At 58.6% G+C, this 12,725-nt stretch carries 10 protein-coding genes; 3 read left to right on the top strand and 7 right to left on the bottom strand.

Annotated features, from left to right (window positions below):
* Positions 1-30 precede the first annotated feature (30 nt).
* Genes ACMG4M_RS06540 through ACMG4M_RS06560 form a run of 5 tightly spaced genes read right to left on the bottom strand, consistent with a single transcriptional unit; the run spans position 31 to position 6,809 of the window.
* On the bottom strand, positions 31-999 hold the full coding sequence (locus ACMG4M_RS06540; RefSeq protein WP_414430965.1) for an enoyl-CoA hydratase/isomerase family protein: 969 nt from the start codon (positions 997-999) through the stop codon (positions 31-33).
* A 48-nt stretch (positions 1,000-1,047) separates the two neighbouring features.
* Positions 1,048-2,040, bottom strand: coding sequence for a GTP 3',8-cyclase MoaA (gene moaA, locus ACMG4M_RS06545; protein ID WP_414430966.1), 993 nt, complete (start codon positions 2,038-2,040; stop codon positions 1,048-1,050).
* Positions 2,037-4,307, bottom strand: a complete 2,271-nt coding sequence (locus ACMG4M_RS06550; protein ID WP_414430967.1) for a molybdopterin-dependent oxidoreductase — start codon at positions 4,305-4,307, stop codon at positions 2,037-2,039. Before ACMG4M_RS06550 ends, moaA begins: the two co-directional genes overlap by 4 nt.
* Positions 4,308-4,348: 41 nt before the next feature.
* Entirely contained in the window at positions 4,349-5,254 is a 906-nt protein-coding gene (locus tag ACMG4M_RS06555) for an alpha/beta fold hydrolase (RefSeq protein WP_414430968.1), read from the bottom strand.
* Between the two features lie 16 nt (positions 5,255-5,270).
* A complete protein-coding gene (locus ACMG4M_RS06560) occupies positions 5,271-6,809 on the bottom strand; it encodes a DUF2306 domain-containing protein (protein WP_414430969.1) in 1,539 nt (512 codons plus the stop codon).
* A gap of 113 nt (positions 6,810-6,922) precedes the next feature.
* Here ACMG4M_RS06560 and ACMG4M_RS06565 point away from each other — a divergent pair, with 113 nt between their 5' ends.
* Positions 6,923-7,384, top strand: a complete 462-nt coding sequence (locus ACMG4M_RS06565; RefSeq protein ID WP_414430970.1) for a winged helix-turn-helix transcriptional regulator — start codon at positions 6,923-6,925, stop codon at positions 7,382-7,384.
* Between the two features lie 626 nt (positions 7,385-8,010).
* On the opposite strand, the gene ACMG4M_RS06570 is transcribed toward ACMG4M_RS06565, so the two are convergent.
* Entirely contained in the window at positions 8,011-9,219 is a 1,209-nt protein-coding gene (locus tag ACMG4M_RS06570) for a CaiB/BaiF CoA transferase family protein (RefSeq protein WP_414430971.1), read from the bottom strand.
* A 156-nt stretch (positions 9,220-9,375) separates the two neighbouring features.
* On the opposite strand from ACMG4M_RS06570, the gene trmH reads away from it, so the two are divergent.
* Positions 9,376-10,077, top strand: coding sequence for a tRNA (guanosine(18)-2'-O)-methyltransferase TrmH (trmH, locus tag ACMG4M_RS06575; RefSeq protein WP_035247792.1), 702 nt, complete (start codon positions 9,376-9,378; stop codon positions 10,075-10,077).
* Here trmH and ACMG4M_RS06580 read toward each other — a convergent pair.
* The gene (locus tag ACMG4M_RS06580; protein WP_349380384.1) at positions 10,031-11,920 is read right to left on the bottom strand and encodes a hypothetical protein; all 1,890 of its coding nucleotides are present in this window, start codon (positions 11,918-11,920) and stop codon (positions 10,031-10,033) included. The two genes, trmH and ACMG4M_RS06580, sit on opposite strands and share 47 nt — an antisense overlap.
* 50 nt (positions 11,921-11,970) lie before the next feature.
* Between ACMG4M_RS06580 and ACMG4M_RS06585 the strand changes: the two genes are divergently transcribed.
* Positions 11,971-12,648 carry a 50S ribosomal protein L11 methyltransferase gene (locus ACMG4M_RS06585; protein WP_035247786.1) on the top strand — a complete coding sequence of 226 codons (678 nt, stop codon included), beginning with the start codon at positions 11,971-11,973 and terminating at the stop codon, positions 12,646-12,648.
* Positions 12,649-12,725: the final 77 nt, after the last annotated feature.

A 12,725-nucleotide genomic window follows, 5' to 3' on the forward strand; every position in this document is an offset into this window, starting at 1 on the left:
TTTTGATTCGATACTGCAGGGGTATGTGTTCTAGCGGGAAGTCATGTCAAACGCCGTGCCTTCAATCATATCTTGAAAGTCTTCGATGGTAGGTTGTTGGCCCTTCTGGATCATGTCGCGTACCCGGGTGATGTATTGTGTTGACGCGTGCCGGGTGTTTGCTTGGGTTGCCATGGAAAGAAAGGCGCTCTTTTCTTCCTGCATGCCTTGGTCGAAACGATGCGAAGCGGACTGATACACCGCATGCTTGATAGCTGCAACGGCCTGCGGAGAGCGGCGCGCCATCCGTTCGGCAAGGCTGTTGGCAGCGTCCATCAGTTGATCTGCCTGCACCACCTGATTGACCATGCCCAGCTCCAGTGCCTGTTGCGGCGACAACGGGCGGCCTTCCAGGCAGTGCTCTAACGCTTTCGCTACCCCCAAGGAGCGGGTCAGGAATTGGGTGCCGCCGCCACCGGGAATTAGGCCCAGCAAGATTTCCGGCTGGCCGATCATCACCCCGTCCTGTTCGCTGCCTGCCACCATGATGCGCAAATCACAGGCCAGAGCCAGCTCGCAGCCGCCGCCCATGGCGCGGCCGTTGATTGCGGCGATCAGGACCTTGTCGAGCCGGCGCATGCGGGCGGTAACCTCGTGGTACAGGTTCATGTCGGCGACCCCGGCCATGGGGGTGCTGCGGATCAGCCGGCGGCCATTCGGCATCGCACTGATTGCCTTGGCGGTGCGCGTCAGCAAACTAGCCTGGTCAGTGGATACCGCGAACGGCACCGCCTCAGCGGCCTGTTCGATTTCGTCGACATCAAAATGGGTCAGGAAGATGCCCTCCACGCCGCTGGTAAGGATCACCGCACCAATCTCGCGATCCTGTTCCAGGGCTTTGAGGGTATCGTTGAGCTCTTCCATCATCGGTGAGGTGAGGAAGTTCATCGGTGGGTTGTTGAGGGTCAGGGTCAGCACCCGGCCGGAACGGCGGGACTGAACCAGAGAGTGTTTTGTCATGGTTGATCTCCTTGAATTCAGGATGTCATCGGGATTGCAGATGCGTACTCAGCCACCGGTCATGTTCATAAAGCGCACAAGGGTGGTGTCACTCGGTTGATAAAAATGGTGCTGCTGCGGTTTGCGCTTCATGGCATCGTGAAGCACTTCGTCCAGAGGCTTACCGGCCTGCAGGTGCGGTCTCAGCTCGACACCATGCTCGTTGCCGAGACAGAGCAGCAGACGACCACTGGCGGTGACACGTATCCGGTTGCAACTTGCACAGAAATTATTACTGTGCGGTGAAATTACGCCGATGCGAATGGCGCTGTTGGCCATCCGGTAATAACGTGCAGGGCCTCCGGTATTTTCAACACTGCGTTGCAACGCAAAGTGCTCCTCAATACGGCCGAGTACCTCATCGCTGGGCATAAAGCTCAACCTCCGGTCGTGCTCTACAATGTCGCCCAGCGGCATCTCCTCAATAAAGGCCAGATCAAGTTTCCTGGCGCGGGCAAAGCGCACCAGATCGATGATCTCGTCGTCATTGCGGCCGCGCAGGATGACGGCATTGAGCTTGATGCGGGCAAAGCCGGCCGCGTGAGCCGCTTCGATGCCGGCCAGTACCCGCTCCAATTTTCCCACCCGCGTGAGGCGGCGAAAGCGGTCTGGGTCGAGGCTGTCCAGGCTGATGTTGAGGCGATCCAGCCCGGCGCGTTTCAGCGGCCCCGCCAGTGCTGCCAGGCGTGAGCCGTTGGTGGTCAGCGCAAGCTCCTGCAGCCCAGGCAGCGCCTTGATACGCGCCACCAGAGTCAGTAGGTCCGGGTGGATCAGCGGTTCACCGCCGGTCAGACGGATTCTGGTTACGCCCTGTCGCACACAGGCCGCGGCGACTGCGACGATTTCGTCCACATCCATGACCTGGCTGCGCGGCAGGAAGGTCATGTCCTCGGACATGCAATAAACACAGCGAAAGTCACAACGGTCGGTAATCGATAGGCGCAGATAGGTAATGCTACGTCCGTGACTATCCACCAGCGGTGTTTGCAGGCTATCGCTCATACCGCCTCTACGGCTGCAATTTTCTCGATCTGCACCGGCACATGCTTGTGATACGGGGTTTTGGAGAGCGGGTCGCAGTGATGCCCGTCGGTGAGCCGGTTCAGCTCCGGGCCGATCGGTGCACTGTCCTGATAGCGCATGCCATAGCCGTGGGGCAGGGTGACCATGCCGGTGCGCACACTGTCATCGACCTCGATCACCACCTCGATGGTGCCATGCTCGGAACGACACTGTGCCCGGTCGCCGTCGGTCAGCGCCAACGTCTCGGCATCCTGGGGGTGCATACGCATGGAGCCGTGGGGGTCCATCTTGCGCCATGCCGGATCACGATAGATCTGGTTGGCGTTGTAGCTGCGCCGTTCTCCGGCCATCAGTACGAAGGGGTAGTCTTCGCTGCGGGTTCGCGGTGTCAGGCTGGTCAATTCGTTCAGCATCTCCGGGATAGCCAGGTGAATGCGGCGATCCTTGTGGGCAATAAAATCCCACAGATCCCTGAACTGGTGTTCGCTGATGATGACGCCGGAGCGGCCAGCCAGAATGGCCTTGAACAGGTTACTGCCCAGGGTCAGTCGGTTGCCTGCGTGGCCGGCCCGTTTCACCGCCTTGTAGTGCTTCTGGGCGTAGATAATCGACAGTGCCAACATTGGCGCGGCAGCGGCGGCATCGTTGGGCAGCGCCTTGCCCAGGGTGCGATAGAGAATGGAGGCGGCGAACGGCGCCAGCTTGGGGTTGCGCGCTATAGTGGCGGCAAAGCCGGCCAGATAGGCACCGTAATGGGTGAACTCAGGTTCCAGTCGAGCGATGCGTTCCAGTTTCGGGAAACGATCGGGGATGGCACCCATTTTTTCCAGTAGGCGGGTGTAGATCTCTGGCTCTGGCAGGGTGCCTTCCTTGACCGGGAACAGGGGATGGCGCAGGTGGAAACCGTTGACTGGGAATTCGAGGTTGAAGCCGGTGGCTTCCCATTTTTCGAACTGGGAGGCCGCTGGCAACACATAGTGTGCCAGGCGAGCGGTTTCGGTCATGGCCACATCGACCACTACCAGTAGTTCCAGAGACGAGAAGGCCCTTTCATAGGCATCACTGTTAGTCCAGGTCACTGCCGGGTTCGAGCTGTCCACGAATACCGCCCGAACCCGGTCTTCGCCTTCGTGCAGGATTTCGTCCGGCAGAATATTGGGCGGGTAGATGCCGGCGATGGGGAACATGCCGTGATGGACGGTGCGTCGGTACTTGGGATTACGCTCGTCGGTGTGACCAATCACCGGGATGATGAAGCTGTGCAGGTTGTTGCCGCCCTTGATGCCGAAGTTTCCGGTGACCAGATAGAGCAGTTTTTCCAGATAGCCATTCAGGGTGGTGTTCAGGGTCTGCTGGATACCCAGATCGATACGCAGGCAGGCACGCTTGGCGGAGGCATAGCCATCGGCGACCTGCTCCAGCACTTCCAGCGGGACGTCCGCCTGGACGGCGTAGTCAGCGATGGGGATGTTGCGCAGTACCTGCTCTACCTGATCGAAGTCGCGGCAGTGTTTGGCCAGGAAATTCCGGTCGTGCAGGTTGTCGCGCACGATGATGGCCAGCAGGGCACTCATCAGCCAGGAATCGCTGCCCGGGCGCAACTGCAGGTGGATGTCAGCCATCTTGGCGGTTTCGGTGACGCGTGGGTCCACCACCACCATGGTGCGCTCTGGATCTTTCTTGATGTGCTTCAGGGTATCGCGGGCGTTGGGAATGCCGTGGGCCTGGAACGGATTGGTACCGATAAACAGGACGTAATCGGCGTGCTCCACATCCTCGGTGGTGTGGCATGTCTGGCTGCCGAACAGTCGGCCGTTGATCCAGAAGTCCCCGGTCTTTTCCTGGCCCAGGGCGTTATAGCTGAAGAAGCTTTTCATGACAGCCAGCAGTTGCTGGCTGTAGGCGCCGCCAAGGTGATTGCCCTGGCCGCCACCGCCGGCAAAAGCGAAGGCATTACCGCCGTGTTGGTCACGGATCTCCACCAGCCGTTGGGCGATATCGTCTAGCGCTTTATCCCAGCTCACTTCCTTGAAGGTGCCATCTGCCTGCCGTTGCAGGGGGGAGGTCAGGCGGTCGCCATTGTTCTGGTAGTGTTCCAGCCGCGCCGCCTTCTGGCAGATGTAGCCGTGCGTTAAAGGGTGATTCTTGTCGCCCTTGATCTTCTTGAACTGGTTGTCCTCAAGCTCAACGCTAAGGCCGCAGTTGCGGGAGCAGAGGATGCAGGCGGTAGTATCGACGGTAGTCATGGCGGCCTCGTCAGCTGTTGTTCGTTAGTGCTAGTCGCAGGCTAGGCCAATTTTTTGGCTGCAGTATATTTCTGGGCATGAGCGGACACCGCCTGCGCCAGTTCCGTCGCCCGGCTTAGCGGCGCCCAGTGGGAGGCGTCCAATTCCGAGCTGCTGTAGGTTGTTGTGCCCGCTGCACATTGTTCGAATACGGAGGGCGGCAGAAAAGGATCGTTAACGGCTAGCAGTGCATGTACCGGGACTGTGCTGACTACGCGACGGGGGCGAAACACGCGCTGTAGCAGATTGGCACGGTAGATGCCCAGATAACGAATAGCGTCGCCTTCCATACCCGGATTATTTTGATAGGTAATGCGTGGCTCGAAATGGTTCACCGTTCGACGCATCATGGCCGCCCCGAGGCCGCAGCGCCAAAGCAGTTCCGGTAGTAAAGGCAGGGTAAAGAATGTCATCAAGGAGTTGCGGCCCAGTTGAGCAAACAGTTGCAGTAGGTTGCGCGGCGTTGGCCGTAAAAGGCGCTTGCGCAGAAACAATCCGACATGTTCCAGGCTGGGCGACAGGGTGGTGAAAGAGGCGATACGTTTTTCCCCTTCCGGCCCGGCGATGGCTTCCCAGCCGTACAGACCACCCCAGTCGTGACCGACCAGGTGCACCTTCTGTCCGTGACCCATCGAATCGATCACCGCAAAAAGGTCTTCGACCAGGGCTGCGTATTTGTAATGCCGGGTACCACGAATGGGAGTGGAGTTTCCGCAGCCGCGCATATCAAAGGCTACCACGTAGTAATCTTTTTCCAGCTCTCGGGCGACTTTCTGCCAGAGGGCGGCACGATCGGGAAAGCCGTGTGCGAGCACGATCACTTCTTTGGGGTGATTTGGGCTGGGCGCCCGGCCCCAGGTGTAGACCGCCAGTTGAATATCGCCAGCCTGAATCATTGTCTTATTCATCTCTGTGTCTCCTGATCTAGCCGTGCTCACGGGTAGCCTGTCCGTAGATCACATAAAACATGGCAACAAAGAAGAGGCCCAGGCTGCCCCCCGCGGCCAGCACATAGCCCTGGCCGGCGGCCAGGTAGTCCGCTGGTAGTCCGATCCAATGAACGACCCAGAGCACTGCCCACAGTAGAGCAGGGAAGGGCAACAGGGTGAGCAGGAATACCAGGCTTTCCTTCATCAGTGCACGTTGCCCGGCACGCCATGTGCCCAAGAAAAACAGCAGAAAGGCTGCTAACAAGACGCCCACCAATGTGTAGAGCGTGCCGCCGGACAGTAACGCTTGGTTCGGCTTTAGGCCGATATGGTGCCCAATGGCCAAGCTAACCAGCAACATTAACCCGGTGGCGGATGTGAAAGTGGCGACTATCGCGGCGGGAGCGGGCTTAGCGGGGGAATTAAACAAGTGCCGCATTAGCCACAAGCCACTGAACAGGGCGACTCCATTAGCGAGGGTAAACATGGGACCAAGCCAGCCGTGGAGGCCGAGCATGCTGCTTTCCAGATCTATCAAGGCCTGGGGCATCAGGCCGCCTGGTGCCAGCGACAAGATGCCGTCACCAATCACGTAGGCCGCCACGTTCACTGTTACGGCCAGCGCGGCCAACCCTTGCCAGAGCGGCATGGCAGCGAAGAAGGCGCGGCTGATCGCAGGTACCAGGGGGGCAGACTTGCGACGAACCAGTGCACGTTGGTACTGACGGTTCACCAGCGACAGGCCATACCCGATCAGTAAGACCTCGGGCAGCATGATGCCCATGGTCACCAGGTTGAGGGTTTCCTGGTCGATGGCGGGAAAGGCCCAGGCTAGCAGTACCCAATTCCAGCGCAGCATTGGCGCCACCACCAGGCAGCCGAACGACAGTGCCATCCAGGACTGGTGCTCATGGATGCGCCTTGCCCGCAGTGCTCGCATAGCCATGACAATGGCGACGATGGACAACGGGCCGAAAATCCACAACGAGAACCAGGCTATCAGGTGTGCATAGATGTTGTGTGGGGGGGTATAGGCCATATAGATCAGCGCCAGCACCACGGAGACCGGGGCGGTCACCACATAGAGGGCGCCAAAGGCACGATGTGCCTTCATGAATCGCTTGCGGAACTGAGGCCAGAACTGGACGCCGCCCACTACCAGACAGAACACCCCAAGCAATACATGGCTTACCAGTAGCAGCTGATTGCGCTGCGGCATGGTGACGTAGTAGGCACCCTGGTCCGGAATCTTGGATTCGGTGAACCGTTCCAGCGAGGTGGCCCTTCCTAATAGTGCGAGTTCGCTACTCAGCGCTTCGAGGGATTCCTTGCTCGGTGCGGCGCGGGCTTGTTCTATGAGTTGCTGGGTATAACTGCTGCTGTCATCAATGATAAAGGGCAGCATGAAACGGGTAGCGCCCTCGTGCAGGGCAATCAACCCGGTACCGATCATCACCAGCGTGATCAGCAGTACATAGGACAGCGCCGCCTTGCGGCCCAGCCATGTCATTTGTGTCGATAAACGTTGTTGCATAATAAGCACTCTTATTCTCGGTTCCATTATGGAACCTTGTTGGATGCTAGGTTCCTTTTTGGTACCATGTCAAGGGCTCGTATTGGCCGCAGAGACCAAAGAGGAGGTTCCTGATGAAGTGGGAAGATGTTGGAGAGATGAACTGTTCGGTGGCGCGGACCCTGTCGGTCATTGGAGACCGCTGGACCATGCTGATTATCCGTAATGCCTTCATGGGAACTCGCCGCTTTGCCGATTTCCAGGCACAACTGGGCATGACAAAGCACCTGCTTTCCGACCGCCTCAAACGGTTGGTGGAGATGCGGGTTTTCAAGAAGGTGGCCTACCAGCATGGGCGCTATGAGTACCGATTCACCCCCATGGGCCGAGCCTTGTACCCGATCCTCCTAGCAATGACGGCCTGGGGTGATGCTTGGCTTGATGAAGGCAACGGGGCCCCTTTGCTCTATGTTCACAAAGGTTGTGGCCAGCAGATGACCCCGACCATGAGCTGTTCGGAATGTGGCGAACCAGTGACTGTGCATGATGTAATTCCTACTCCAGGACCGGGACTAATAACCAGCAAGCAAGCCTGATGACGGTTTCCGTTGGGCGCAATCCCATACCCGCTGGACCGCCCTCACGACACTATGCTACCTGCTTTTGCATCGCTGACACCCTCATGGTGATGGCCATACAGGTCACTGCCTGACCATTTTGATCAGAGCGAAAATTACTGCCTGGCCTAGCTTGGCTCTGGTGAGTGAAGGGAATGCCGACAGGCTATGCAGGGGCTTTTGCAGAAGCGGCATGGTGCTTGGTGGCGTGCTCTTTTTAGAAGCTTTTAAACATGGAAAAAAGAAAGTCGGAAAACAATCGAATAATCGGGGAAGCGCATCAACAGGGGGGCATACACGTTGCGTTGCCGCTAGCTAATGTGGGTTTTTCACTTGGCCAGTATTGCTGTGTCATGGAAAAGCAAGGGGGCTGACCATTACCGGGCCCGTTCTTCCCGAGTATTTAGTGGATTCTACGTTTTACTATCACTATATCTGTCGCTGTGTGTGGTGAGCTTTTCTTGTGTCCACATCAGTCCAGCTTCGTCCGCAACAATCTACAACTCTGGTGTAGGTTTTGGTATAGCAATCCAGTAATGCCATCTTCAATAGTATTAAAAGCAGACTAAACACACCTGTGCATCAGCGGTGTTTGCATAAGCACTTCAACCAATAACGCCCTGTTGTTTCAGCGCGACAAACTCCTCCTCACTCAAACCCAGTTCCTCCCGCAGTACCGTCTCGTTGTGACTGCCGACTTCGCCACCGGGCCAGCGGGTTTCGCCGGGGGTGTCGGCCAGGCGAGGAGTGATGGCGGGCACCTTGAGCGGTTTGCCGTTGATTTCCACCTGCTGGAACAGACCCCGGGCCTGGAAATGGGGGTCGTTGAACATGTCGGCCACGGAGTAGATGGGACCGGCGGGGACCCGGGCCTCTCCCAGCAGAGTCAGTACTTGCTCGCTGGGCAGGCTGCGGCACCAGCTGTCCAGGGCGCTGTCGATCTCTGTCTCGTGTTCCACCCGACCGGCGTTACTGGCCATGGCCGGGTTGTCTGCCATATCCGGCCGGCCGGCGGTGGTCATCAGGCGTTTGAAGATGGAATCGCCATTGCCGCCGATCACCACGAACTTGCCGTCGGCACAGCGGTAGGTATTGGTGGGGACGATGCCGGTGACGGTGGAACCCGCTGGTTCGCGAATCACTCCGGCGCCATCAAATTCGGGGATCACGCCCTCCAGCAGGTTGAAGACGGATTCATAGAGGGCCACATCCACCACCTGGCCCTTGTCGCTCTTTTGCCGCTCAAACAGGGCCAGCAGAATCCCCAGGGCCGCGTGCAGGCCGGCGATGGTGTCGCCCAGGGACAGGTTGGGGCGTACCGGACGTTCGCCGGGGAACCCATTCACGTACCGCAGCCCGCCGATGCCCTCGCAAACCGACGCATAGCCGGGCTTGCTGGCATAGGGGCCGGTCTGGCCATAGCCGGAGATGCGGGTGTAGATCAGCCCCGGGTTGTCCTCGGCGAAGCTGTCTGGTCCCAGGCCCCAGTTTTCCATGGTGCCGGGGCGGAAGTTCTCGATCACCACATCGGCGTTGCTCATCAGCTTGCGTACCAGCGCCTTGCCTTGATCGGATTTCAGATCCAGGGTCACGGATTTCTTGTTGCGCCCCAGGCTGCGCCACCAGTAGGAGGTGCCATCTTCATCCAGTTTGCGCCAGCCGCGTATGGGGTCGCCGCCGGGCGGTTCCACCTTCACCACATCGGCGCCGAAATAGGCCAGCAGGGTGCCGGTAAAGGGGCCAGCCAGCAGCTGGCCCAGTTCGATAACACGGACACCGTCCAACGGCAGGCGGCGGGATGAGAGTTCGGGCATGGGGTCTCCGCGGTGGTTCATTCAGTGAGTCGAAAGCCTAACGGATTCGGTCTGCCAGGGGCAGGGGGCTGGGTGACGCCTGCGGGTTGTCGAGCGGTGAATTTTGTCATCCGGGCTCGGGCCTATACAATCCGCGGCCAGCCATGAGGAAAGCCCATGACCCCGGAACGTTATCATCGTATCTGCGACACCCTGGATCGCCGCCAGCCTGATCTCACTGTGATCATGGATGGAGTCCACAAGCCCCACAATATCGCTGCCATTGTGCGCACCTGCGATGCGGTGGGCATTCTTGATGTGCACGCCATTCTGCCCAATAACCGGGCCCGCATGGCCGCTGGTACTGCCATGGGCTCCCAGCGCTGGGTGCAGGTGCACAAGCGTGACGAGAGCAGCAGTGTGATTCGTGAATTGCAGGGGCAGGGCGTTCAGGTGCTGGCGGCCCATTTGTCCGATACCGCAGTGCCCTATCGGGAAGTGGATTACACCCGGCCCACCGCCTTGCTGCTAGGCACTGAAAAGTTTGGTGTCAGCGATGAAGCGGCGGCGGCGGTGGACCAGCACGTGGTCATTCCGATGATGGGCATGGTGGAATCGTTCAACGTGAGCGTGGCAGCGGCCATTATTCTGGCGGAAGCCTGTGAGCAACGTCGCGCCAAAGGCTTCTATGACCAGCCGCGTATTGAGGCGGCCCGCTATAGCGAGCTGCTGTTCCGCTGGGGCCACCAGAAAATTGCCCGTCTCTGTGATGCCGAGGGTATTCCCTATCCGGCGCTGGACGACGAGGGGCAGGTGAAGGACAGTGCCGCGCTCACGGCACTGTTGCGACAGAGGCACTCACCGGACCCAGAGGTATAGCCTTGGGCGCGTGACTGACCTGCCAGTGGAAGTCGGCGGCGCCGCCTTCGCCCACCCAGGCCGGGAACCACAGGGTGTTATCCATGGTGGCGTAGCGTAGCCGGCGGATATCAATGTCCCGTTCCTCGGCCAGTTCCACCATGCGTTGCAGCACTTTGCCGTGGTGCACCTGATCCACCTGCTTGGTGGTATCCAGTATGGCCTGGCGCATCAGGCTATTGAAATCATCGCGAGCGATACCGGAAAAATTCATCCGGTTAAGGTCGGCCAGGAACGCGTCAGCCAGAGCCGCTACCGAGGGAAAACGACCTTCCTTTTTTAGTTCCCTCAAGCGCTGGTTGACCACCTCGTCGTACTTGTCAAAGGCACCGTCTTCCTCCGCATCCGCCAATGCCAGAATGGCTTCGCCAAGGCTGTCCATGTCCAGATAATCCAGTTTGGGGATGCCACCAAGCAGATCAATGACCGTGCGCGGCATGCCCTCACTCTCAAAGCCCAGTCGCGGGGTGGCACCCGGGTGGCGCTCGTACTTGGTGGTGCTTGCCTTGTCGTCCTCGTAGAACATGTTCATGGACATGCCATCGAGAAAGGCATCGAACAACCCATCAGGCACTACTGGCATATGGTTGCTGAAAAACATTTCCCAGCCCTGATTGGAATCCATATGCAGCCAGTCCCCGGGTAGTCGGGTCGCGCCGAGAGTATGCTCGAAATCGTTCATCTCACCATCGACGATACCGTATTGGCCCTTGCCATAGACGGAATCATAGGTGATCCGCGCACCCTCCAGGTTGTGGAAGTCGATGGCAAAGTGGATGCGGGGTTCGCGCAGGAACATCAGGAAAAATTTCAGTACCTTGACGCTGCCAATGGCAAAGCGGGAAGGAATAGTCACTGACTGTTCGTAGAAATCCACCTGGAATTTCTGGCTGAAAAACGTTGGCATGAAGGCGTACCAGATGCGCGCCTTGACCAGGATCGAGGCCCTGACTGGGCCGTCCCTGACGGCAACGGGGGTGGCCTTGATGTTTTTGCGGGTATCCAGGTCCACTCTCAGGTTCTGGTTGAAAATCCCGGTGCTGATGTTCACGTAAATGTTGTCGATAACATTTACGTCCTTATGTGGGCCAAGCCGGGGGGACATGCCCTGGATCTGGGTGAAATCCTTGGCGTCGTAGTCCATCTGCATCAGCGTGGTTTCGATGCGACCGTTTTCCAGATCCACCTGCACATAGTCTGCCCGCGAGCGTTCGCTGTTATTGCGCACCAGGTAAATATAGCGGGGCTGGTTTCGTGGGGAGTCCAGGCGGATTTCTTCCAGCATGCTGCCTGCCTTCAGCTCATGTTGCTGCGGATCAAAACGGTCCCAGCCGCCGTCACGGAACATGAAGGCCAGCTCGTCGAAATCATCAAAAATACCCGGCTCGCCTTCCGGTTCGTGATCATTGTGGCCATCGATCCAGATCAGGCCGGTCTTGTCGAACTCGTCAATCTGGAAGGGAATCGGAATCAGCTTGCCCGCGCGCACGGCCATCAGTGACAGCTCTTCGGTAGGGATGCCGTTATGTTCTGCCAGCTCGAAGCCCTTCATCTCCATGGGGTAGAGGTAGGTGAACTGGGTGGTATCCAGAGCCTTGAGAGTACGATCAAGCTGGTCGGTGGAAATATTGCGCAGTCCTGAGGCCCAGCGGCCCATGGCGCTGGGGTCCGCCTTGTAGAAATCCAGGAAATGCTCAAAGTAGGGATCGGGGACGCCCTCGGTCCAGATTTCCCGTGCCTGTAATGGGCTCACCAGGGTGAGAAGTAGGGCGGTGAGACCGATCCATGCCTGTCTGCCGGTCATTTTGTTATTCTCTTGGACGATTTTGGATTGGCGAAACAAGGCCCTAGGGTATGACAAGCAATCAGGAAAGAGTAGGCCTTGCCGCCTTACATGAACGGCTCCACCGCGTATTACCGGCGGTATCCCTGGTCTGCCAGGCTTTACCTAAGACACCACAGATCCGTTTATGGCTACTGGATGAGCTGTTTCCCGAAAAGGCCCTGGACCCGCACATCGTCAATGCGATTATGGAAGAACCGCCTTACTGGTCGTTTTGCTGGGCGTCTGGCCAAGTGCTGGCAGAGTTTCTGTTCGCGAACCCTGAGTGGGTAAAGGGGCGCTGTGTGGTGGATGTGGGGCCCGGCTCCGGGGTGGTGGCGATTGCCGCGGCTATGGCCGGAGCGGGTCGGGTGATTGCCTGCGATCTGGATCAGGATGCACTCAATGCCACCGCCCTCAATGCAGCGGAAAACCGGGTGAATGTCGAGCTAAGCCAGGATCTGGATAGTGCCCTGGCGGTGGCAGATCTGGTGACCGCGGCGGATATCCTCTACGACCGGGAAAACCTGCCACTGCTGGCCCGCTTCCAACAGGCGGCCCAGGTGCTGCTGGCCGATTCCCGGGTGCCGGACCTGAACCCGCCCGGCTACCAATTGCTGGGGCAGTGGCAGTCCTGCACCTGGCCGGATCTGGGGGAATCCAGCGAGTACAACGGGGTGAGAGTGTTTGCCTCGGAACCGTCGCTCTGAAGCAATGTCAGAAAAGCAGTACGGCGTTGCTATCCGCCCCGAGCGGCCACTGCATTCGCTGTATGGTGGTGGGAAGG

This window comes from Alcanivorax sp. IL3 (genome assembly GCF_047495465.1).
Classification (GTDB): Bacteria; Pseudomonadota; Gammaproteobacteria; order Pseudomonadales; family Alcanivoracaceae; genus Alcanivorax; species Alcanivorax jadensis.

Excerpts from the sequence above, each read along its gene's own strand:
- ACMG4M_RS06540 (WP_414430965.1), bottom strand. The coding sequence starts at position 999 with ATGACAAAACACTCTCTGGTTCAGTCCCGCCGTTCCGGCCGGGTGCTG.
- ACMG4M_RS06570 (WP_414430971.1), bottom strand. The coding sequence starts at position 9,219 with ATGCCCGAACTCTCATCCCGCCGCCTGCCGTTGGACGGTGTCCGTGTT.
- ACMG4M_RS06560 (WP_414430969.1), bottom strand. The coding sequence starts at position 6,809 with ATGCAACAACGTTTATCGACACAAATGACATGGCTGGGCCGCAAGGCG.
- ACMG4M_RS06585 (WP_035247786.1), top strand. The coding sequence starts at position 11,971 with ATGACAAGCAATCAGGAAAGAGTAGGCCTTGCCGCCTTACATGAACGG.
- trmH (WP_035247792.1), top strand. The coding sequence starts at position 9,376 with ATGACCCCGGAACGTTATCATCGTATCTGCGACACCCTGGATCGCCGC.
- ACMG4M_RS06555 (WP_414430968.1), bottom strand. The coding sequence starts at position 5,254 with ATGAATAAGACAATGATTCAGGCTGGCGATATTCAACTGGCGGTCTAC.
- ACMG4M_RS06550 (WP_414430967.1), bottom strand. The coding sequence starts at position 4,307 with ATGACTACCGTCGATACTACCGCCTGCATCCTCTGCTCCCGCAACTGC.
- moaA (WP_414430966.1), bottom strand. The coding sequence starts at position 2,040 with ATGAGCGATAGCCTGCAAACACCGCTGGTGGATAGTCACGGACGTAGC.
- ACMG4M_RS06580 (WP_349380384.1), bottom strand. The coding sequence starts at position 11,920 with ATGACCGGCAGACAGGCATGGATCGGTCTCACCGCCCTACTTCTCACC.
- ACMG4M_RS06565 (WP_414430970.1), top strand. The coding sequence starts at position 6,923 with ATGAAGTGGGAAGATGTTGGAGAGATGAACTGTTCGGTGGCGCGGACC.